The 23,377-nt window shown below is 71.9% G+C and carries 13 protein-coding genes; 12 read left to right on the plus strand and 1 reads right to left on the minus strand.

The annotated features are described in order from the left end of the window. Window positions 1-52 precede the first annotated feature (52 nt). Window positions 53-295 carry a DUF6566 family protein gene (locus C5F75_RS33510; protein WP_059575053.1) on the minus strand — a complete coding sequence of 81 codons (243 nt, stop codon included), beginning with the start codon at window positions 293-295 and terminating at the stop codon, window positions 53-55. A 177-nt stretch (window positions 296-472) separates the two neighbouring features. On the opposite strand from C5F75_RS33510, the gene C5F75_RS33515 reads away from it, so the two are divergent. The 12 genes from C5F75_RS33515 to treY all read left to right on the plus strand — a co-directional run bounded on the left by C5F75_RS33515 (window position 473) and on the right by treY (window position 23,174). Continuing rightward, window positions 473-1,168, plus strand: a complete 696-nt coding sequence (locus tag C5F75_RS33515) for an MgtC/SapB family protein (RefSeq protein ID WP_059575219.1) — start codon at window positions 473-475, stop codon at window positions 1,166-1,168. Next, complete coding sequence (locus C5F75_RS33520; RefSeq protein WP_059575052.1) at window positions 1,165-1,488, plus strand: hypothetical protein; 324 nt, start codon at window positions 1,165-1,167, stop codon at window positions 1,486-1,488. Before C5F75_RS33515 ends, C5F75_RS33520 begins: the two co-directional genes overlap by 4 nt. Then, window positions 1,485-3,683, plus strand: a complete 2,199-nt coding sequence (locus C5F75_RS33525) for a VTT domain-containing protein (RefSeq protein WP_059575051.1) — start codon at window positions 1,485-1,487, stop codon at window positions 3,681-3,683. Before C5F75_RS33520 ends, C5F75_RS33525 begins: the two co-directional genes overlap by 4 nt. Further along, on the plus strand, window positions 3,674-4,465 hold the full coding sequence (locus C5F75_RS33530; protein ID WP_059575050.1) for an endonuclease/exonuclease/phosphatase family protein: 792 nt from the start codon (window positions 3,674-3,676) through the stop codon (window positions 4,463-4,465). Before C5F75_RS33525 ends, C5F75_RS33530 begins: the two co-directional genes overlap by 10 nt. A gap of 29 nt (window positions 4,466-4,494) precedes the next feature. Continuing rightward, window positions 4,495-4,983 (plus strand): phage protein NinX family protein, encoded by a 489-nt coding sequence (locus C5F75_RS33535; protein WP_059575049.1) that lies wholly within the window; start codon window positions 4,495-4,497, stop codon window positions 4,981-4,983. Between the two features lie 151 nt (window positions 4,984-5,134). Continuing rightward, complete coding sequence (locus C5F75_RS33540) at window positions 5,135-8,527, plus strand: maltotransferase domain-containing protein (protein ID WP_059575048.1); 3,393 nt, start codon at window positions 5,135-5,137, stop codon at window positions 8,525-8,527. Then, entirely contained in the window at window positions 8,527-11,937 is a 3,411-nt protein-coding gene (treS, locus tag C5F75_RS33545) for a maltose alpha-D-glucosyltransferase (RefSeq protein WP_059575217.1), read from the plus strand. The genes C5F75_RS33540 and treS overlap by 1 nt, the downstream gene beginning before the upstream one ends. Further along, window positions 11,934-14,144: a 1,4-alpha-glucan branching protein GlgB gene (gene glgB, locus C5F75_RS33550; protein ID WP_059575047.1), complete on the plus strand. Its 2,211-nt coding sequence runs from the start codon at window positions 11,934-11,936 to the stop codon at window positions 14,142-14,144. The genes treS and glgB overlap by 4 nt, the downstream gene beginning before the upstream one ends. A 36-nt stretch (window positions 14,145-14,180) precedes the next feature. After that, window positions 14,181-16,313: a glycogen debranching protein GlgX gene (glgX, locus tag C5F75_RS33555; RefSeq protein WP_059575046.1), complete on the plus strand. Its 2,133-nt coding sequence runs from the start codon at window positions 14,181-14,183 to the stop codon at window positions 16,311-16,313. Then, window positions 16,310-18,181, plus strand: coding sequence for a malto-oligosyltrehalose trehalohydrolase (treZ, locus tag C5F75_RS33560; RefSeq protein ID WP_060967435.1), 1,872 nt, complete (start codon window positions 16,310-16,312; stop codon window positions 18,179-18,181). The genes glgX and treZ overlap by 4 nt, the downstream gene beginning before the upstream one ends. Continuing rightward, a complete protein-coding gene (gene malQ / locus C5F75_RS33565; RefSeq protein WP_104013352.1) occupies window positions 18,178-20,412 on the plus strand; it encodes a 4-alpha-glucanotransferase in 2,235 nt (744 codons plus the stop codon). Before treZ ends, malQ begins: the two co-directional genes overlap by 4 nt. Continuing rightward, entirely contained in the window at window positions 20,409-23,174 is a 2,766-nt protein-coding gene (gene treY / locus C5F75_RS33570) for a malto-oligosyltrehalose synthase (protein WP_104013353.1), read from the plus strand. The genes malQ and treY overlap by 4 nt, the downstream gene beginning before the upstream one ends. The last annotated feature ends 203 nt before the right edge of the window (window positions 23,175-23,377 follow it).

Genomic DNA, 23,377 nt, shown 5'->3' on the forward strand with positions numbered 1-23,377 from the left:
GGAGTGCTGCGGGATACTGTCGCGGCACGCGGCGCCGCAAGCGCCATGCCGCTCAGTCGTCGTCGACGCGCTTATCGATCAAATAGCGGCCGCGTTCGACGCCTGCCCGCAGCGCCTCGACCTCGGTCAGCCATTCGGGGCCGGCTGCCTCCGGCACCACCAGCTCGACGCGCGCGCCGTTGACGTATACCTGTACCTCGTCGCGCCATGCGCCGCGCTCGTTGGGCCGCGCCCACACGAGAATCTCGTGGCCGCGATACGGGTCCCGAACCTGTGCGTCCTGTTGATGTGCCAAGGTGGCCTCCTGTCTTATCTGCGATGGCGATGCAAAAAATGCGCGCCGCATGCACGCCGCGCACACCCCGGGCCTCGCGCGCACGGACCGTGCCCGGCCGGCACGCTGCTTGCGTCCCTTTTCCGCATCGAAGCGCTACCGGGCCCGCCTCGCGCAGGGCCCGAACGGATGCACATCATGATCGGTCACCTCGAATTGCTTGGACGCCTGCTGCTGGCCGCGCTGCTCGGCAGCGTGATCGGGCTCGAACGCGAGCGTCTGAACTGGGCCGCCGGGCTGCGCACGCACATGCTCGTGTGCGTGGGCTCCGCGCTCGTGATGCTGGTATCGACGTTCGGCTTCGAGGACGTGCGCGGGCAGAACGGCGTCGTGGTCGATCCGTCGCGGGTCGCCGCGCAGGTCGTGTCGGGCATCGGCTTCCTCGGCGCGGGCTCGATCCTGCTGCGCGGCGAAGTGGTGCGCGGGTTGACGACGGCCGCGAGCCTGTGGGCCGTGGCCGGCGTCGGGCTTGCCGCGGGCGGCGGCATGGTCGTTGCGTCGGTCGGCGCGACGGCGATCGTGCTCGTTATCCTCGCAGGCGTGAAGCCGCTCGAGCGCCGTTTCATTGCGCAGCGCCAGCAACGCACGCTGCTGCTGGTGGCCGAGCGCGGCGGCCTGACGCTCAACACGCTGCACGAAGCGCTCGGCCCCGGCCGCGTGCGCGTGAAACGGTTCATCGTCCAGCAGTCGGACGACGATCCGGACACCGACGACATCTCCGTCTCGTTCTCGCGCACGAGCGGGCCGGAATTCGCGGCGATCTGCGAGACGCTGCAAAACATCGCGTGCGTGCGGACCTGTCAACCCGACACCTCGTCAAGGAGTTTCGTGTGACCCAGACCGACCTGCTCTCCTATCTCGTGACGAGCCAGCTCGCCGCGCGCATGCGCACCGGCGCCTGGCTCACGACCAGCCAGCTGGTCGGCGCGTTGCGCGCGTGGCTCGCGTGCCGGCGCGCCGAATGCGACTGGCTCGACCGGATCAGGATCGCATACGCGTCGGCGACGATCGCGCAGGAGATCTACGACATCGCGGTCGTGCACGGCGAACGCGTGCGGCTCGACGCGCATTCGCCGGAACTGCAGGCGCTGCGTGCGCGCTGCGACGCACTGTTGCAGCGGATCGACGGCGACCGGGACGTCGGCGCTCGATGATCGTGCCGGACCGCGTGACCCGCGCCGAGGATCGGCGCATCGACGCCGCGCCGGCGGACGGCCCGCTGCGGCACGGCCTGCTCGAGCGCGGGCGCAACTGCGACGCGATCCGCGGCGCGGACCGCTTCGCGATGCTCGTCGACGGCGACGCGTACTTCTCGACGCTGCGCGCGGCGCTGCTGCGCGCGCGCCATACCGTGTTCATCGTCGGCTGGGACGTGGACAGCCGGATGCGGCTCGCGCCCGCGGGCGCCGGCGACACGCTGCCCGACACGCTCGCCGCCTTCCTGCACGCGCTCGCGTCCGCCCGCCACAACCTGCGCATCTACGTGCTCGCGTGGGACTTCGCGATGATCTACGCGCTGGAGCGCGACTGGCCGCCCGTGTATCGGGCCGGCTGGCGCGCGCATCGCGGCATCCGGTTCCGGCTCGACGACGCACATCCGCGCGGTGCGTCGCATCACCAGAAGCTCGTCGTGATCGACGACCGGCTCGCGTTCGTCGGCGGCCTCGACCTGACGCGCGCCCGCTGGGACACGCCGGCCCATGCGGCCGACGACCCGCGCCGCCGCGACGAGCACGGCATGCCGTACGCGCCGTTCCACGACGTGCACGCGATGTTCGACGGCGACGCGGCCGCCGCGATCGGCGAACAGGCGCGCTCGCGCTGGCTGCAGGCGTGCGGGCGCCCGATCGCGATCCGCGCGCAGCGGCATCTCGAGCGGGCGGCCGACGACGATCCGTGGCCGCCCGATGCGCGCGTCGACGTGCGCGACGTGCGGCTCGGCATCGCGTATACGGCGCCGCGCCACGGCGGCCGCGAGCCGGTGCTGCAGGTGCGCGCGCTCGTCGAGGACACGATCCGCGCCGCGCACCGGCACCTGTATATCGAAAACCAGTACTTCACCGCGGCGGTGGTGCGCGAAGCGTTGTCCGCTCGCCTTGCCGATGCGCACGGGCCGGACGTGACGGTCGTCGCGCCGCGGGTGCAGAGCGGCTGGCTGCAGGAAGCGACGATGGGCGTGCTGCGCGCGCGGCTGCACGCGACGCTCGCGTCGGCCGACCGCTTCGACCGCTACCGGCTGCTGTATCCGCACGTCGACGGGCTCGGCGACGCGTGCGTGAACGTGCACAGCAAGGTCGCGATCGTCGACGACGAATGCATCGTGATCGGCAGCGCGAACCTGAACAACCGCTCGATGCTGCTCGACACCGAATGCTGCATCGCGCTCGTCGCGGCAGGCGATCCACGCATTCGCGCGGCAATCGCCGGCATGCGCGAGCGGCTGCTGGCCGAACATCTCGGCACGACGCCCGCCGCGGTGGCCGACGCGTTCGCGGGCGGGGAGCGGCCGAACGTCGTGCTCGACCGGCTGCGCGCGAAGCCCGGCCGCACGCTGCGCACGCTCGATCCGGCCGTGTCGCCGCAATTCGAGGCGCTCGTGCCGGTCAGCGCGCGGCTCGATCCCGAGCAGCCGATCGAGCCGGACCGGTTCGTGCGCGAATTCGTGCCGCACGAGCAGCACCGCTCGCTCACCGCGCGCTTTTTCGTGCTCGGAGCGATCGTGCTCGCGATCGCCGCGCTCGCGCTCGCGTGGCGCTTCACGCCGCTGGGCGCGCACCTGAACGTCGCGTCGCTGTCGCATGCGGTGGCCGCCATCGCCCGGCTGCCGGCCGCGCCGGCGCTGCTGCTCGCGGCCTACGTGGTCGCGGCGACCTTCGCGGTGCCGATCACGCTGCTGATCGCCGCGACGGGGCTCGTGTTCGGCGCATGGCCAGGCTTCGCGTATGCGGGCGTCGGCTCGATGGCGGCGGCCGCCGCGACCTACGCGCTCGGCCGCTGGCTCGGGCGCGACGCGGTGCGCCGGCTCGCCGGCCCCCGCGCGAACCGGCTGAGCGAGCACATCGGCCGGCGCGGCGTGGTCGCGATGGCCGTGCTGCGGCTGCTGCCGATCGCGCCGTTTACCGTCGTCAACCTCGTCGCCGGCGCGTCGCACATCGGGCTGCGCGACTTCCTGATCGGCACCGCGCTCGGGATGCTGCCCGGCATCGTGCTGACCGTCACGTTCGCGCATCAGTTGACCGCGGCGCTCAGCCATCCCGGCCCTGGCGCGTTCGCGTGGCTCGCGGCGATCGGCCTCGCGCTGGTCGGCGTGTCGATCCTGCTCGTGAGGATATTGCGACGATGGCGCTGAGCAAACACGCGGCCCCGCCGCCGCACGTCGTCACCGCCGACGCGGCGCCTGCCGCCGCGCCGGGCGGGCGCGACCTGCGGATCGCGACCTACAACATCCGCGGCGGCTACGGCGCGTGGCCGGCGCGCTCGGCCGATCGGATCGCGGCGGTGATCGACGAACTCGACGCGGACGTGATCGCGCTGCAGGAGGTGCCGCTCGGCGGCACGCGCGCGCCGGACGTGCTCGCGCATCTGCGCGACGCGACCGGCATGCACGCGGTGGCCGGCCCGACGATCGACACGCCGGAGCGCCGCTACGGCAATGCGGTGCTGTCGCGCTGCCCGATCCGCGCGGCGCGCACGCTCGACCTGTCGTTCCACCCGCGCGAGCCGCGCGGCGCGCTCGACGCCGACATCGAGTGCAGCGTCGGCCCGATCCGCGTGGTGGCGACCCATCTCGGGCTGTCGGCGAGCGAACGAAGCGCGCAGGTGCAGCGGCTGCTCGCGGCGTTCGACACGGGCGCGATGCCGGTGATCCTGCTTGGCGACATCAACGAGTGGTTCGTGCGCGGCCGCGCGCTGCAAGCGCTGGTCACGCGGTTCCGGCGGGCGCCGGCGCCGCGCACGTTCCCGACCGTGTGCCCGGTGTTCTCGCTGGACCGGATCTGGATTCATCCGGGCGAGCTGCTGGTCGACGTGGTCGTACATCGCAGCGCGCGGGCGCGGCACGCATCGGACCACTATCCGCTGGTCGCGCGGATGCGCGCGACGCCCGCGACGGGCACGGCGCTTGCGCGGTGAGCCTTTTCTCGCTCCGACGGAGGCAGCCCATGCGAACCGACGCACTCGACGGAAAGGATCTCGACTACTGGTGCGCACGCGCGTTGTGCGCCGACGATGAAGACACGCTGCGCTTCACGGCCGTCGCGCCGACCGTCGTCGTGACGGCCGCCTGCGACGCGTTCCGGCATCTCGACGCGCCGTTCGCGCCGTCGGCGTCGTGGGCCGACGCCGGTGCGGTGCTCGATCGCGTGGAGGACCTGCGGATCGCGCGTCACGGCGACGACGTCGAATGCGACGCCACCTTCGTCGACGGCCCGTCGACCTGCGGCGCCCACGGCCGCGAGACGCGCGTGGCGCTGCTGCGCGCGTTCGTGCGTGCGCGTTTCGGCGATGACGTGGACGCGCCGCCGTCGTTCCCGCACCGGATCGAACACGGCAAGGTGGTGCGCTATGACCCCGGTGTGCCGATTCCGGATACGGACGATGATCCGGCGACGGGCGACAGCTCGGATATTCGATCCATCCCGCGCATGTAATACAGGTGCGGCCTCGGCGGTCATGTAAAAACGACAGGCCCCTTCAAACCGCCTTCCCGTGCACGCCCTGTTCCGCCGGTAATCGCGCAGCAGGCACACCGATTGCGATGCCGCTGCGTTACCGATCGCCGCCATCCGCCCGCGCCACGCCATGGACTCCACACCGCCGTTCGCTCCACACCTCTACTTCTGCGACGCCCGCCTCGTCGGGCCGCTCGACGCGTGGCCGCAGACCTTCGCGCATATCGCCGGGATGGGCTTCGACCACGTGCTGGTCGGCGCGTTCTGGGCCGCGAGCGTCGCCGGCTTTCCGCGCCACGTGGCCGATTTCCGGCGGCCGGCCCGGTCGTTCGAGACGCGCGCGAGCGCGCTCGAAACCTTCTCGCGGCTCGCGCAACTGGCGAAAGGCCACGGGCTGCGCCTGCTGCTCGAAGTCGTGCCCGATCGCATCGCACGCGAGAACCCGCTGCGCGCCGAGCATCCGGACTGGTACGTCGAGCACACGCACGACGACGCGCTGATCGATCCGCGCGGCACCGCGCACGCGCTGGATATCGCGCATGCGAACGCCGGCGACGAAGCGGTGCGCGACGCGCTGTCGGCATGGTGGTGCGCGCATCTCGCGGCGTTCGCCGACGCGGGCGCGGCCGGCTTCCTGATCGACGCGCCGCATCATCTGCCGGCCGACTGGTGGCCGGGGTGGCGCGCGGCGCTGCGCCGCGCACGCCCGGACGCCGCGGTGCTCGCCGGTGTGCCCGGCCATGCGCGCGATGCGCTCGCGCAGCTCGAAGGCGCCGGGTTCGACGCGGTGTTTTCATCGGTGCGCTGGTGGGACTTGCGCGCGCCGTGGTTCGCGGACGAACACCGGCTGCTGCGTCGGATCGGCGCGCCGATCGCGTTCCCCGATGCGCCGGACGGCCCGCGTCTCGCCGACGACTGGCCCGACGCGTCGGACGACACCGTCGCCCGCGCGTATCGCCGCGCGCTGTGGACGGCCGCGGCCGTCGGCACCGGCTGGCTCGTGCCGATGGGATTCGAGCGCGGCGTGACGGTGCCGCTGATGGCGCGCGACGCGGATGCCGAACGTTACCGCGCCGCATTCGAGCACGCGCGTTTCGACCTGTCGGGCGCGCTCGCCGATGCGAACGCGTGGCGCCGCGCCACCCCGGTCGCGGCGACGCGCGGCGAAATCGTGCAACTGAGCGCGCCGGCCGCGCACGCGACCGCGCTGCTGCGCGGTACGGGCCCGTCGCTCGACCATGACGACGCGGCGTTGCTGATCGCGTTGAATCCCGATCTCGACGCGCCCGCCACGCTCGACCCCGCGACGATCCTGCCCGGCGTGCCGGGCGGCTTCACGCGCGTCGTCACGCAGGCCGGCGCGCACGCGCATCCGCCTGCCGCGCTCGAACCGTTCGCGCTCGCGCCCGGCGCGTATGCGCTGCTGCACGCGTGGCGGGCGCCGCCCGTCACGACACGCCCGGACGCCGCGCGTGAACGCACCGTGCTGTCGGCGGCGCTCGCGGCCGACCGGATCGCGATCGAGCGCGTCGAGCCGTCGGTCGACGGCGGCCGCTTCGCGATCAAGCGCGTGATCGGCGAGCCGCTCGTCGTCGGTGCGTCGATCTTCACCGACGGCCACGCGCATCTGGCGGCCGTGCTTCAGTGGCGCGCCGCCGACGACGATACCTGGCGCGAAGTGCCGTTCAACGCCGAGCCGAACGACCGCTGGCATGCGCGCGTCACGCTCGACCGGCTCGGCCGTCATGAATTCCGCGTGGTCGCGTGGCGCGACGACTGGGCGTCACTCGTCACCGATATCGCAAAGAAGCGCGCGGCCGGCCAGGACGTGACGCTGGAGGTGCGCGAAGCGCAACTGCTGCTCGCGACCGCGCTGAAGCACGCCGAGCCGGTCGATCCGCGCGCGCGCAAGCAGATGGAGCGGCTCGCCGCCGAGCTCAAGGACGCGTCGCCCGACGACCGCCTCGCACTGATCGGCGCGCCCGAACTCGCCGATGCGTACGCGGCGCTGCGCTACCGCCCGTTCGTCACGCACGACGCGACGACCTACCCCGTCGACGTCGAACGCCGCAAGGCGCGCTTCTCGAGCTGGTACGAGATGTTTCCGCGCTCGGCGAGCGACGATCCGCACCGGCACGGCACGTTCGACGACGTGATCGCGCATTTGCCGCGCATCCGCGACATGGGCTTCGACGTGCTGTATTTCCCGCCGATCCACCCGATCGGCATGTCGGCCCGCAAGGGCCGCAACAACAGCCTGACCGCGGGCCCCGACGACGTCGGCAGCCCGTATGCGATCGGCTCGCCCGACGGCGGGCACACGGCCGTGCATCCGCAACTCGGCACGCTCGATTCGTTCCGCGCGCTGGTCGACGCCGCGCGCGGGCACGGGCTCGAGATCGCGCTCGATTTCGCGATCCAGTGCTCGCCCGACCATCCGTGGCTCGCCGCGCATCCGGGCTGGTTCGCGTGGCGGCCCGACGGCTCGCTGCGCTTCGCCGAAAACCCGCCGAAGCGTTACCAGGACATCGTGAACCCCGATTTCTACGCGCCGGACGCGCTGCCCGACCTGTGGCTCGCGCTGCGCGACGCGGTGCTGTTCTGGGTCGACGCGGGCGTGCGGATCTTCCGCGTCGACAACCCGCACACGAAGCCGCTGCCGTTCTGGGCGTGGATGATCGACGACGTGCGCGGCCGGCATCCGGGCGTCGTGTTCCTGTCCGAGGCGTTCACGCGCCCGGGGATGATGTATCGCCTCGCGAAAGTCGGCTTCTCGCAGTCCTACACGTATTTCACGTGGCGCGAATCGAAGCGCGACTTCATCGATTACCTGACCGAGCTGACGGCCGGCCCCGCGCGCGAATTCTTCCGGCCGAACTTCTTCGTCAACACGCCCGACATCAACCCGCGCCACCTGCAGAACGCGCCGCGCTCGCAGTTCGTGATCCGCGCGGCGCTCGCAGCGACGCTGGCCGGCTCGTGGGGCCTGTACTCGGGCTTCGAGCTCGGCGAATCGGCGCCGCTGCCGGACAGCGAGGAATACGCGGATGCGGAGAAATACGAGCTGCGCGCGCGCGACTGGAGCAAGGCCGCGCACATCGGCGCGGAAATCGCGCGGCTGAACCGCGCGCGGCGCGATCACCCGGCGCTGCAGACGCATCTCGGGCTCACGTTCGTCGACGCGGACAACGATTCGGTGCTCGTGTTCATGAAGGCGACCCCCGCGTTCGACAGCGTGGTGGTCGTCGCGATCAGCCTCGACCCGTGGCATCCGCAGGCCGCCAACTTCACGCTCGATGCGGCGCTGTGGCGCGGCCTCGGGCTGGCCGACGGCGAGCCGCTCGATGCGCTCGAACAGGACGCCGCGCACGCGCAGACCTGGCGCGGCCAGCGCCAGTACGTGTCGCTCGATCCGCACGTGCGGCCGTACGCCATCTGGCGGCTCACGCCGCCTCCGGGCGCCGCGCGGGCGGCGACGCCCGCGCCGGACGACGCCCGACCTTCCTCGGGAGCCCACGGATGATGAAACGCGAAGATTCCCTCGACGACGTGCGCCGCGCGCAATTCCCGTCGCTCGCGCCGGCCGGCACGCCGCGCCGGCGCCGCGCGCGCCGCCGCGAACCCGCGCTCTGCGCGGACGATCCGCTGTGGTACAAGGACGCGATCATCTACCAGGTGCACGTGAAGTCGTTCTACGATTCGAACAACGACGGCATCGGCGATTTCCCCGGCCTGATCGCGAAGCTCGACTACATCGCCGAGCTCGGCGTCGACACGATCTGGCTGCTGCCGTTCTATCCGTCGCCGCGACGCGACGACGGCTACGACATCGCCGACTACCGCGACGTGCATCCCGACTACGGCACGCTGGCCGACGTGCGGCGCTTCATCCGCGAAGCGCATGCGCGCGGCATCCGCGTGATCGCCGAGCTGGTGATCAACCACACGTCGGACCAGCATCCGTGGTTCCAGCGCGCACGCCGCGCGAAGCCGGGCTCCACGTATCGCGATTACTACGTGTGGTCCGACACCGATACGAAATACGCGGGCACGCGGATCATCTTTCTGGATACCGAAACGTCGAACTGGACGCACGACCCGGTGGCCGGCCAGTATTACTGGCACCGCTTCTACTCGCACCAGCCCGACCTGAACTTCGACAACCCGGCCGTCGTGCGCGAAGTGATCCAGGTGATGCGCTTCTGGCTCGACCTCGGCATCGACGGGCTGCGGCTCGACGCGGTGCCGTACCTCGTCGAGCGCGAAGGCACCAACAACGAGAACCTGCCGGAGACGCATGCGATCCTGAAGCGGATCCGCGCGACGATTGACGCCGAATACCCGAACCGGATGCTGCTCGCGGAAGCGAACCAGTGGCCGGAAGACGTGCAGGAATATTTCGGCAACGAGGACGAATGCCACATGGCGTTCCACTTCCCGCTGATGCCGCGCATCTACATGTCGATCGCGAGCGAGGACCGCTTCCCGATCCTCGACATCATGCGCCAGACGCCGGCGCTCGCGCCGAGCAACCAGTGGGCCGTGTTCCTGCGCAACCACGACGAGCTGACGCTCGAGATGGTCACCGATTCGGAGCGCGACCTGCTATGGCAGACCTATGCGAGCGACCGGCGCGCGCGGCTGAACCTCGGGATCCGGCGCCGGCTCGCGCCGCTGATGGAGCGCGACCGGCGCCGCATCGAGCTGATCAATTCGCTGCTGCTGTCGATGCCCGGCACGCCGGTGATCTACTACGGCGACGAGCTCGGGATGGGCGACAACATCCACCTCGGCGACCGCGACGGCGTACGCACGCCGATGCAGTGGTCGTCGGACCGCAACGGCGGCTTCTCGCGCGCCGACCCCGAACTGCTGGTGCTGCCGCCGGTGATGGGCTCGCTGTACGGCTATGACGCGATCAACGTCGAGGCGCAGACGCGCGACCCGCATTCGCTGCTGAACTGGACGCGGCGCATCCTCGCGACGCGCCGGGCGTCGCAGGCGTTCGGGCGCGGCACGATCCGCTTCCTGCGCCCGGACAACCGCAAGGTGCTCGCGTATCTGCGCGAGCTGGACGGCCACGAGCCGCTGCTGTGCGTCGCGAACCTGTCGCGCGCATCGCAGGCGGTCGAGCTCGACCTGTCCGAATTCGCGGGCCGCGTGCCGATCGAGATGACGTCCGATTCGCCGTTTCCGCCGATCGGACAGCTCCCGTATCTCCTCACCTTTCCGCCGTACGGATTCCTCTGGTTCGTGCTCGCCGAGCACGGCCGCGAGCCGTCGTGGCGGCAGCCGCACGCGGAACCGTTGCCCGAATACGTGACGCTCGTGATGCGGCGCGGCGACACGCGGCCGGACGTCTCGCAGCTGCACACGCTCGCGCACGACGCGCTTGCGTCATGGCTCGCGCGGCGGCGCTGGTTCGCGTCGAAGGACCGCAAGATCGGCGACGCGTGGCTGAACGTCGTCACGCCGATTCCGGACGAGCCGTTCCAGTATGCGGAGGCATGGGTGTCGGCGAGCGACGGCGGCGTCGAACGCTACGTGGTGCCGCTCGCGGCCGCGTGGGGCGGCGAGACGTCCCATCCGCTGTTCGCGCAACTCGCGCTGGCGCGCGTGCGGCGTGGCCATACGGTCGGCTACCTGACCGACGCGTTCGCGCTGCCGGCGTTCGCGCGCGGGATGCTGCGCAAGCTGCGCGACGGCGCGACGGTGCCCACGTCCGACGGCGGCCGGCTCACCTTTCTGCCGGAAGACGCGCTCGCCGGGCTCGATCCGGGCGACGACGCGGAAGTGCGCTGGCTCGCGGCCGAGCAGAGCAACAGCTCGCTCGTGATCGGCGACGCGATCGTGCTGAAGCTGGTGCGCAAGGTCGCGCACGGCGTTCATCCGGAAGCGGAAATGAGCCGGCACCTGACGCGCATCGGCTATGCGAACACCGCGACGCTGGCCGGCGAAGTCGTGCACGTCGATCCGGACGGCACGCCGCATACGGTCGCGATCCTGCAGCGCTACGTCGACAACCAGGGCGATGCGTGGACGCGCTCGTTCGACTTCCTGCGGCGCGCGATCGACGAACTCGCGCTGCCGGCCGCGGACGAAGGAGAGGCGGCCGAAACGGACGAGGAACCCGATGCGCTGCTCGGCTACGCGGCGTTCGCGGGCATCATCGGCACGCGGCTCGGCCAGTTGCACGTCGCGCTCGCGCAGCCGTCCGACGATCCCGCGTTCTCGCCGGAGCGCGCGACGCCCGATCACATCGACGGCTGGTGCATGGACGCGATCGCATCGTTCGAGCGCGCGCTCGACGTGCTGCGCACGCGGCTCGATGCGCTCGATGTGCCCACCCGCGCGTCGGCCGATGCGCTGCTCGCGTCGCGCGACGCGGCCGTGCTGGCGCTCGGCGAGCTCGTGCCGCGCACGCTCGACGCGCAATGCACGCGGATTCACGGCGATTTCCATCTGGGCCAGGTGCTCGACGTGCAGGGCGACGCGCTGCTGATCGACTTCGAAGGCGAACCGGCGCGCCCGCTCGAGCGGCGTCGCGCGAAATCGCATCCGCTGCGCGACGTGGCCGGCCTGCTGCGCTCGCTGTCATACGTCAGCGCGACCGCGCAGTTCGCGATCGAAAAAGCGCCGCCCCAGGCCGCCGGCCGCAAGCGCGCGCTGTTCGACCGCTTCGGGCAGGCCGCCGCCGACCGCTTCGTCGAATGCTATCGCGCGGCCGCGGACCACGCGCCCGCGCGCTTCGTCGATCCGCACTACGCGGACCGCCTGCTCGCGCTGTTTCTGATCGACAAGGCGTCGTACGAGCTGTGCTACGAAGCCGCGAACCGGCCCGACTGGCTGAGCGTGCCGGTCGGCGGGCTCGCGGCGCTGGTCGACCGGCTGCTCGGCGACGGCGTGCTGCCCGACGACGGAGGACACCCATGACCGACACGCTGTTCGAACGCGCCGATATCGACGCGCTGCTCGCCGGCCGCCATCCCGACCCGTTTGCGTGCCTCGGCCCGCACGAACAGGCCGACCGGATCGTCGTACGCGCGCTGCTGCCCGGTGCGGAGCGCGTGCGCGCGCTGTCGCCGGACGGCACCGAGCTCGGCGCGCTCGCCTGCATCGATCGCGCCGGCTGCTTCGCGGGGACGATCGCGCACGACGGCGGCTGGCCGCATTACCTGCTTGCGATCGACTGGCCGAACGCGCACCAGGTCACCGACGACGCGTATGCATTCGGCACGCTGCTCGACGAAGCGGCGCTCGCGCGCTTCTCGGCCGGCGATCCCGATGCCGTGCTCGACTGCCTCGGCGCGACGCCGGCGCGCATCGACGATACCGACGGCGTGCGCTTCGCGGTCTGGGCGCCGAACGCGCAGCGCGTATCGGTGGTCGGCGATTTCAATGCATGGGACGGGCGCCGCCATCCGATGCGGCTGCGGCGGCCGTCGGGCGTATGGGAGCTGTTCGTGCCGGGCATCGGCGCGGGCGAGCGCTACAAGTACGAGCTGCGCGCGGCCGACGGGCGCGTGCTGCCGCACAAGGCCGACCCGTGCGCGCGTGCGACCGAGGCGCCGCCGAGCACGGCATCGGTGGTCGCCGACGTCGCGGCGCTCCACGCGTTCGCATGGCACGACGACGGCTGGATGCACGCGCGGCCGCGCAACGACGACCGCTATCGCGTGCCGTGGTCGATCTACGAGGTCCATCCGGAATCGTGGCAGCGCATCCCCGAACAGATGGACCGCAGCGCGACGTGGGACGAACTCGCCGAGCGGCTGATTCCATACGTGAAGGGGATGGGCTTCACGCACGTCGAGTTCATGCCGATCGCCGAATACCCGTTCGGCGGCTCGTGGGGCTACCAGCCGCTCGCGCAGTTCGCGCCGTCCGCGCGCTTCGGGCCGGTCGAGGGTTTCGCGCGGTTCGTCGATCGCGCGCATGCGGCCGGCATCGGCGTGATCGTCGACTGGGTGCCCGCGCATTTTCCGAACGACGCGCACGGGCTCGCGCAATTCGACGGCAGCGCGCTGTACGAGCATGCCGATCCGCGCGAAGGCATGCATCCCGACTGGAACACGTGCGTGTTCAACGTCGGGCGCACCGAAGTCAGTGCATTCCTCGTCGCGTCGGCGCTCGCATGGGCGCGCCGCTATCACGTCGACGGCATCCGCGTCGACGCGGTCGCGTCGATGCTGTACCGCGACTATTCGCGCAAGGAAGGCGAATGGGTGCCGAACGTGCACGGCGGCCGCGAGAACCTCGAATCGGTCGCGTTCCTGCGCCGGCTGAACGACACGCTGCACGGTGCGTCCGCGCCGGCCGGCGTCGTCACCGTCGCGGAAGAATCGACCGCATGGCCGGGCGTCACCGCGTCGACCGCCGACGGCGGGCTCGGCTTCGACTTCAAATGGAACATGGGCTGGATGCACGACACGCTCGCATACCTGCACGAAGACCCGATCCACCGCCGCTATCACCACGACCGGATGACGTTCGGGCTCGTGTATGCATTCTCCGAGCGCTTCGTGCTGCCGCTGTCGCACGACGAGGTCGTGCACGGCAAGGGCTCGCTCGTCGCGAAGATGCCCGGCGACGCGTGGCAGCGGCTCGCGACGCTGCGCGCGTATTTCGGCTTCATGTGGGCGCATCCCGGCAAGAAGCTGCTGTTCATGGGCAGCGAATTCGCGCAATGGTCGGAGTTCGCGCACGATGCGACACCGCATTGGGACTTGCTCGACGCGCCCGCGCATCGCGGCGTGCAGCGGCTGGTGCGGGACCTGAACCGCACGTATGCGGCCGAACCGGCGCTGCATGCGCTCGACTGCCACGCGGCCGGGTTCTCCTGGTTGATCGGCGACGACCGCGACAACAGCGTGTTCGCGTTCGCCCGCCGCGACGATGCGGGGCACCTCGTCGTCGCCGTGTGCAACTTCACGCCCGTGCCGCGCAGCGGCTACCGCCTCGGGCTGCCCGCGCCCGGGCACTGGCGCGAACTGATGAACACCGATGCCGCGACGTACGGCGGCACCAACGCCGGCAACGACGGCGCCGTGTGGGCCGAAGCCGTGCCGGCCCACGGCGAGGCGTGGTCGGCGACCTTGCGCCTGCCGCCGCTCGCGACGCTGTGGCTTACCCCTGCCTGATCACTCGCTCGCGCCCTCGACACGGAGAACCGCCCCATGCCGACCGCCCTCCCCACCCGTCTCGAATCCGGCCGCAGCTATCCGCTCGGCGCGACCTGGGACGGCCTCGGGACCAATTTCGCGGTGTTTTCCGCGCACGCGCATCGCATTCAGCTGTGCGTGTTCGATCCGACCGGCCGCAAGGAACTCGCGCGCCTCGACCTGCCCGAATGCACCGACGAGGTGTGGCACGGCTACCTGCCCAACGCGCATCCGGGCACCGTGTACGGGTTTCGCGCGGACGGCCCTTACCAGCCGCAGAACGGCCATCGCTTCAATCCGACCAAGCTGCTGCTCGATCCGTACGCGCGCAAGCTGGTCGGCCAGTTCCGCTGGTCGGACGCGCTGTTCGGCTATCGCGTGCATTCGAATCGGGCCGATCTGTCGATGGACCGCCGCGATTCGGCGCCCGCGATGCCGAAAGCCGTGGTCGTCGACGAAGCGTTCGACTGGAGCAACGACCGGCGCCCGAACGTGCCGTGGCGCAGTACCGTGATCTACGAGACGCACGTCCGCGGCGCGTCGATGCGCCGCGCCGGGCTGCGCCCGCCGGAGCGCGGCACGTTCGCGTCGCTCGCGCATCCGGCGTTCATCGATCATCTGCTGTCGATCGGCGTGACGACGGTCGAGCTGTTGCCGATTCACGCGTTCCTGCAGCAGCGCGAGCTCGTGAAACGCGGGCTGCGCAACTACTGGGGCTACGACACGGCGGCGTTCTTCGCGCCGGAGCCGTCGTATCTGACGACGCGGCGACTCGACGAAATGCGCATCGCGGTGCGCCAGTTGCACGCGGCCGGCATCGAGGTCGTGCTCGACGTCGTCTACAACCACACGTGCGAAGGCAATCAGCTCGGGCCCACGCTGTCGTGGCGCGGCCTCGACAACGCGAGCTATTACCGGCTGCGGCCCGACGATCCGCGCTACCACGTCGACGAAACCGGGTGCGGCAACACGCTGAACATGTCGCATCCGCGCGTCGTGCAGATGGTGATGGATTCGCTGCGCTACTGGGCCACCGCGTTCAACATCGACGGCTTCCGCTTCGATCTCGGCGTGACGCTCGGCCGCGAGGATCACGGCTTCGAACCCGGCGCGGGGTTCTTCGACGCGCTGCGGCAGGACCCCGTGCTCGCGCAGCGCAAGCTCATCACCGAGCCGTGGGATCTCGGCCCCGGCGGCTATCAGCTCGGCCGCCATCCGCCCGGCTTCGCCGAGTGGAACGACCGGTTTCGCGACACCGTGCGACGCTTCTGGCGCGGCGACGCTGGCCAGCGCCCGGAACTGGCGGCACGCTTGTCGGGCTCGGCCGACCTGTTCAATCACGGGCGGCGCCGCACCTGGGCATCGATCAATTTCGTCACCGCGCACGACGGCTTCACGCTCGCCGATCTGGTGTCGTACGCGGGCAAGCACAACGACGCGAACGGCGAGGACAACCGCGACGGCCGCGACGACAACTGCAGCGCGAACTGGGGCGCCGAAGGGCCGACCGACGACGCGGCGATCCGCGACGTGCGCCGGCGCGTCGCGCGCTCGATGCTCGCGACGCTGTTTACCGCGCTCGGCACGCCGATGCTCGTGGCGGGCGACGAATTCGGCCGCACGCAGCAGGGCAACAACAACGCGTATTGCCAGGATAACGAACTGTCTTGGCTCGACTGGGACTTGGCGCACGGCGACGAAGGCGTCGAGATGACGCGCTTCGTGTCGCGGCTCGCCGCGCTGCGGCGCATGTACCCGGTGATGTCGGCGCCGCGCTACCCGTCGGGCGACCGCGACGGCGCGCCGGGCATGCGCGAGATCGAATGGTTCGACGAACGCGGCGACGCGCTGACCGTCCCCGCGTGGGAAGACGGCGAACGCCGCGCGCTGACGATGCGGCGCGTCGGCACCGGCCGCACCGGACGCACCGAGGCGTTGCTCGTGATGCTGAACGCATCGGCCGACACCATCACGTTCATGCCGCCCGCGCCCGTACTCGATTACCGGATCCTGCTCGACACCGCGACGCCCGACTCGGGCCCGCGCTCGTGGCCGGAAGCGGGCCTCGACGTCGCCGCGCATGCGGCCGCGATCGCGGTCGCGGCCGTGCCGCCGCCCGATCAGTCTCCTTCCCGAGGATCGCCATGACATCCCGTTCCGCCCGCCCAACCGGCACGCATGCATTCGAATCGTCGTTCGGCGCGACCTGCGTCGATGCCGACCACACGCGTTTCCGGCTGTGGGCGCCCGCGAGCCGCACGGCCGCCGTCGAGCTGCAGGACGAAGGCGGCCGCGCGATTCCGATGACGCCGGCCGGCGACGGCTGGTTCGAGACGGTCGCGCCGTGCGGCCCCGGCACGCTGTACCGCTACCTGCTCGACGACGCGCTCGCGGTGCCCGATCCCGCGTCGCGCTTCCAGCCGTACGACGTGCACGGGCCGAGCCAGATCGTCGATCCAACCGCGTACCGCTGGCGTCACGACGCATGGCGCGGCCGCCCGTGGCACGAGACGGTGCTGTACGAGCTGCATGTCGGCGCCTGCGGCGGCTACGCGGCCGTCGAGCGGCGGCTGCCGACGATCGCCGAACTCGGCGTGACCGCCGTCGAGCTGATGCCCGTCAACGCGTTCCCGGGCGCGCGCAACTGGGGCTACGACGGCGTGCTGCCGTTCGCGCCCGACGCGTCGTACGGGCGGCCCGAGGAGCTGAAGTCGCTGGTCGACACCGCGCACGGGCTCGGGCTGCAGGTGTTCCTCGACGTCGTCTACAACCACTTCGGCCCCGACGGCAACCTGCTGCCGCGCTACGCGCCCGAATTCTTCCGCGCGGACCGGCAGACCGCGTGGGGACCGGCGATCGACTTCTCCCGCCCGCAGACGAGCGCGTTCTTCATCGACAACGCGCTGTACTGGCTCGACGAGTACCGTTTCGACGGGCTGCGCATCGACGCCGCGCACGCGATCGGCGACGACGCATGGCTGCGCGAACTCGCGCGCCGCGTACGCGCGCACGCGGGCGACGCGCGCCACGTGCATCTCGTGCTGGAGAACGAGCGCAATACCGCGAGCCTGCTCGGCCCGGGCGGCTTCGACGCGCAATGGAACGACGACTTCCACAACAGCGCGCACGTGCTGCTGACGGGCGAGCGCGACGGCTACTATCGCGCGTACGCCGACGCGCCGCTGCGCCATTTCGCGCGCACGCTCGGCGAAGGCTTCGCATATCAGGGCGAACCGTCGCCGCTGCACGACGGCGCGGCGCGCGGCGAGCCGAGCGCGCACCTGCCGCCGACCGCGTTCGTCGTGTTTCTGCAGAACCACGACCAGATCGGCAACCGCGCGTTCGGCGAACGGCTGCGCGCGCTCGCGAACGACGACGCGGTGCGCGCGGCCACCGCGTTGATGCTGCTCGCGCCGTCGATTCCGCTGCTGTTCATGGGCGAGGAAGACGGCAGCACGCAGCCGTTCCAGTTCTTCACCGACTATCGCGGCGCGCTCGCCGACGCGGTGCGCGAAGGCCGGCGCCGCGAATTCGCCGCGTTTCCCGCGTTCGCCGATGCCGCGCATCGCGACGCGATTCCCGATCCGAACGACATCGCGACGTTCGTGCGCTCGTCGTCGCACCATCCGCCCGACGAATCGTGGCCCGACGCGGCCGCGTGGCGGCGCTTCTACCGCAGCGCGCTGGCCGTGCGCGCGGCGCTCGTGACGCCGCACCTGGCCGGCGCGCGGTCGCTCGGCGTCGATCTGCTCGCGGGCGACGGCGACCCGCCCGCGCTCGCCGCGCGCTGGCGCCTCGGCGACGGCAGCACGCTGACGATCGCGCTGAATCTCGGCTCGCACGACGCGACGCTGCCCGCGCTGCCGGTCGGCAAGATCGTGTTCGAGACGCCGCCGCGCGCGCGCGACCGGCTGCCGGGCGGGCACGTGCCGCCCCGCGCGTGCATCGCGTGGCGCGACGGCGCGGTCAACCAGGATGCGCGGCATCACCGCGCGAACGGACGGAGTTCATCATGACGACCGACGTTCCGATCGCGGCGCTCGCCCGTGCGGCCGGGCTGGAGCCCGACTGGACCGACGCGGGCGGCGTCGCGCGGCGCGTGGACGACGACGCGCTCGTCGCGCTCGTCGATGCGCTCGGCTGGCCGTGCGGCACCGCGATCCAGCGGGTCGACAGCGCGGCGGCGCTCGCCGACGCGAACGCGGCGCCGCCGCGTACCTTGACCGGCGACGCCGGCCTGCCGCTGACGCTGCCCGCGACCGTCGCGGCGCCGGGCGCGCGCTTCAGGATCTCGCTCGAAAGCGGCGGGCACGTGGACGGGCGCGTGGGCGGCACGGGCGAACACGGCACGCTGCCGCCGCTCGCGATGGCCGGCTATCACGCGCTCGACGTCGGCGAGCAGCGTATCGGGCTCGCGATCGCACCGCCGCGGGCGCGGCCGTTCGACACGTTCGCGCGCACACGCGACGCGAACAGCCGCTGGGGCATCGCCGCGCAGCTCTACGGCCTGCGCCGCACCGGCGACGACGGCGCGGGCGACTACACGACGCTCGCGCGGCTCGCCGCGCACGCGGCGCGCCACGGCGCGCAGGCCGTGGCGATCAGCCCGACGCACGCCGGCTTTCCGGCCCTCCCCGCGCACGACAGCCCGTATTCGCCGTCGTCGAGGCGCTGGCACAACGTCGCGTATCTCGACTGCGACGCGGTGCCGGGCGCCGATGCCGCGCCGCGCGCATCGGCCGCCGTCGCCGACGCCGACGCCGCACTGATCGACTGGCCCCGCGTGCTGCCGGCGAAGCTGCGCCGTCTGCGTGCATGCTTCGACGCATGGCGAGCGAGCGACGACCCGTCGCGCGACACGTACCAGCGGTTTCGCGCGGCGGGCGGCGCGGCGCTCGACGCGCACGCGCGCTTCGATGCGCTGCAGGCGTTCTGCATCGAGCACGGGATCGGCGCGGATTGGCGGCAATGGCCGGCGCAATGGCGCATGCCGGGATCGGCGGAAGTCGACGCGTTCGCGCACGCGCATGCCGACACGATCGCGTTCCACACCTTCCTGCAATGGTGCGCGTCGCGCGCGCTGGGCGACGCGCAGCACGCGGCGCGCGGCGCAGGCATGGCGACCGGGCTGATCGCCGATCTCGCGGTCGGCTCCGATCGCGCCGGCAGCGACGCGTGGGCACACGGCACGACGCTGCTGCGCGGCGTGTCGCTCGGCGCGCCGCCCGACCTGTTCAATGCGGCCGGCCAGGCGTGGGGCGTGACGACGTGGACGCCCGCCGCGCTGCGCGCGGACGGCTTCGTGCCGTTCATCGAGCTGCTGCGCGCCGCGTTCGCGCACGCGGGCGGCATCCGCATCGATCACGTGCTCGGCTTCGCGCGGATGTGGATCGTGCCGGACGGCGGCTCGCCGCGCAGCGGCGCGTACCTGCGCTATCCGCTCGACGATCTGGTGCGGCTCGTCGCGCTCGAGGCGGCCCGCCATCGCGCGATCGCGATCGGCGAGGATCTCGGCACCGTGCCGGCCGGATTGCGCGAACGGCTCAGCGCGCAGGGCGTCGCGGGCATGCGCGTGCTGTGGTTCGAGCGCGACGCGAACGGCGCGTTCCGGCCGCCGTCCGCATGGGATCGCGATGCGATCGCGACCACCTCGACGCATGACTTGCCGACCGTGGCCGGCTGGTGGCGCGGCGTCGATCTCGGATGGCGGCGCGTCGCCGCCGACGCCGAAGCCGGTAAACGGCGCGACGACACACCGCCGCGCGACGTGGCCGCCCCGGCGCCGGACGATGCGAGCACGCACGATTCCGACGAGATCGTGCAGCGCATGGCGTTCGGACACGACACCGTGCAGCGCCCCGAGCCGGGCAAGCCGACGCCGCCGCCGGCTTCGCCGCCCGAGCTGCTCGCCGCCCACGCGGAACGCGCCACCGAGCGCGCGGCGCTGTGGCACGCGCTGCAACAGGCCGGGTGCGCGCCGGCCGGCGCCGCGGCGCCGCCGGCCGACATGCCGCCGGTGAACGCGATCCTCGGCTACGTCGCGATCAGCCCGTCGCCGCTCGCGCTGCTGCCGCTCGAGGATTTGCTCGCGCTCGACGCGCAGCCGAACCTGCCGGGGCCGCCGTGCGGCCATCCGAACTGGCGGCAGCGTCTGCCGCGCACGGTCGACACGCTGTTCGACACCGACGTGCGCACGCGCATCGCCGCCGTCGTGCATGCGCGCCGTTCGCGGGGGCGCCGCTCATGACGCCGCGCGCGACGCTGCGCCTGCAGTTGCACGCGGGCTTCACGTTCGACGACGCGGCCGCGCACGCCGACTACTTCGCGCGGCTCGGCGTGAGCCACCTGTACCTGTCGCCGGTGTCGACGGCCGAGCGCGGCTCGCTGCACGGCTACGACACCGTCGACTACGGCGCGCTCAGCGCCGAACTCGGCGGCGAAGCCGGCTTCCTGCGGCTGGTCGATGCGCTGCGCGCGCGCGGCCTCGGCATCATCATCGACATCGTGCCGAACCACATGGGCGTCGGCGGGTCGTCGAACGGCTGGTGGAACGACGTGCTCGAATGGGGGCCGGCGAGCCCGTATGCACGCACCTTCGACATCGACTGGCATCCGCCCGACCCGGCGCTCGACGGCAAGGTGCTGCTGCCGTGCCTCGGCGCGCCGTACGGCGATGCGCTCGCGGCCGGCGACATCACGCTGCGCGCCGATCCGGCCGCGGGCCGCTTCTATATCGCGTGCCCCGGGCGGCGGCTGCCCGTGGCCGCCGCCACCTACGCGGAAATCCTGCGCATCGCGAACCGCGCGGACCTGAACGCGCTCGCCGAGCGCTTCGATGCCGCGCCGGCACGCGGCAGCGCGCGGCTGGCCGCCGCCCATGCGGCGCTGCGCGATCATGCGGCCGCGCACGGCCCGCACGCGCTCGACGCGGTATTGCGCGGCGCCGACCCGCGCCGCGCCCGCTCGCGCGCCTGCCTGCACCGATTGCTCGAACGCCAGCACTACCGGCTCGCGTGGTGGCGCACGGCCGCCGACGAGCTCAACTGGCGGCGCTTCTTCGACATCGCGACGCTCGCGGCCGTACGCGTCGAACACGACGCGGTGTTCGACGCCGTTCATGCGCTGCCGCTGCGCCTCCACGCGGCCGGGCTGGTCGACGGCGTGCGCGTCGATCACGTCGACGGCCTCGCCGATCCGCGCGCGTACTGCCGGCGGCTGCACGCGCGGCTCGCCGCGCAGCGCGACGCGCGGCCCTACATCGTGGTCGAGAAGATCCTCGCGCCCGGCGAGGCGCTGCGCAGCGACTGGGCCGTCGACGGCACGACCGGCTACGACTTCATGAACGACGTCGACGCGCTGCTGCACGACCCGGCCGGCGCCGCGCCGCTCGCCGCGCACTGGGCGGCCGTGTCGGGTTCGGCGCGCACGTTCGCGCAGGAAGCGCTCGACGGCAAGCGGCGCGTGCTGATGCGCCAGCTCGCCGTCGAGCATGCGCGGGTCGCGCGGTTGCTGCACGGGATCGCGCGGGCGTCGCCCGCGACGCGCGACGTGAGCCGGCTCGCGATCCAGCGCGTGCTCGGTGAACTCGCGGTGCGGCTGCCCGTGTACCGGATGTATCCGGCGCCGGGCGAGGAACTCGCCGACGCCGACCGGCGCGTGCTCGCCCACGCGTATGACGGTGCGTATGCGGCCGTCGATCCGACCGACCGGTTCGCGCTCGAGCGCGTGGCCGCGTGGCTCGGCCTGCCGGTCGTGCGCGTGCCGCGCGCGAACGCGGACGCGCTGGTCGCGGCGCGCGTCGCGTTCGCGCAGCTCACCGCGCCGCTGGCCGCGAAGGGTGTCGAGGATACGGCCAACTATCGCTACGGCCGGCTGCTGTCGCGCAACGAGGTCGGCGCCGACGCCGGCGACTTCAGCCTGTCGCGCGGCGCGTTCCATGCGCGCAATCGGCGACGCGCGCGCACCGTGCCGCACGGGCTCGTCGCGACGGCCACGCACGACCACAAGCGCGGCGAGGACGCGCGTGCGCGGCTCGCGGTGCTCAGCGAGGCGCCCGATGCGTGGCGCGCGGCATCGCTCGACTGGTCGGCGCTGAACTTGCCGCATCGCAGCGGCGCGCACCGCGACCTCGCGTGGACGCCCGGGCCGGCCGCCGAGGCGATGCTGTACCAGACGCTCGTCGGCTGCTGGCCGCCCGCGCTCGCACCCGACGATGCGGCCGGCCTCGACGCGCTCGCGACGCGCGTCGTGCAATGGCAGACGAAGGCGCTGCGCGAAGCGAAGCAGCACACCGACTGGCTCGCGCCCGAGCCCGACTACGAGCGCGGCTGCGAGGCATTCGTTCGCGCGATCCTGACGCCGCGCGGCGCCGGGGATTTTCCGCATCGGCTGCATGCGTTCGTCGCGCGGATCGCGCCGGCCGGCGTCGTCAACAGCCTCGCGCAGACGGCGCTGCGGATCGCGTCGCCCGGCGTGCCCGATCTGTATCAAGGCACCGAGTCATGGGATCACTCGCTCGTCGATCCGGACAACCGGCGCGACGTGCCGTTCGCGACGCTGGCGGCCGAAGCGGTCGACGCGCCCGTTGCGTCGTATCTGCCGACATGGCCCGACGCGCGCGTGAAGCGCGCGCTGATCGAGCGGATGCTGGCGCTGCGCGCGCGATGGCCGGCGACGTTCGCGGATGGCGCGTACGTTCCGCTGCGCGTGCGCGGCAAGTTGGCACGGCATGCGGTGGCGTTCGCGCGGTGCGACGATGCGGCGACCGTGGTGGTGGTCGCGACGCGGCTCGCGTGCCGGTTGCTGGGCGAAGCGCCCGGATTGCCGCGCGTGGAACCGGCGCGATGGGGCGACACGGCCGCCGTGCTGCCGCGCGGCGTTGAAGGGCCCTGGACAGACGCGTTGAATGCCGGGGACGCGATCGATGCGCCGGATGGTGTGCTGGCGCTCGATCGCTGTCTGGCCGAGTTGCCTGTGGCGGTGCTCGTCGCGGCGCGGAGTGAAAACTGAAGGCGATGTCCGATTGACGGTAGCCCCGGAGCAGCCCGCGATCGATTTTGTGCAAAACGTGCCGCGAATAATCGATCTTTCAAACGCGTGATCGGCTTTCACCCGAAACGTCCGATCGCAAGCCGGTTTGTTCAGCCGACGATCTGCGTCGGCGACCTTACGACCACTCCTCCGGCGGCGTCTCGCCGCGGTCGTCTTCCCAC

The organism is Burkholderia anthinoferrum, assembly GCF_002925705.1.
Classification (GTDB): Bacteria; Pseudomonadota; Gammaproteobacteria; order Burkholderiales; family Burkholderiaceae; genus Burkholderia; species Burkholderia semiarida.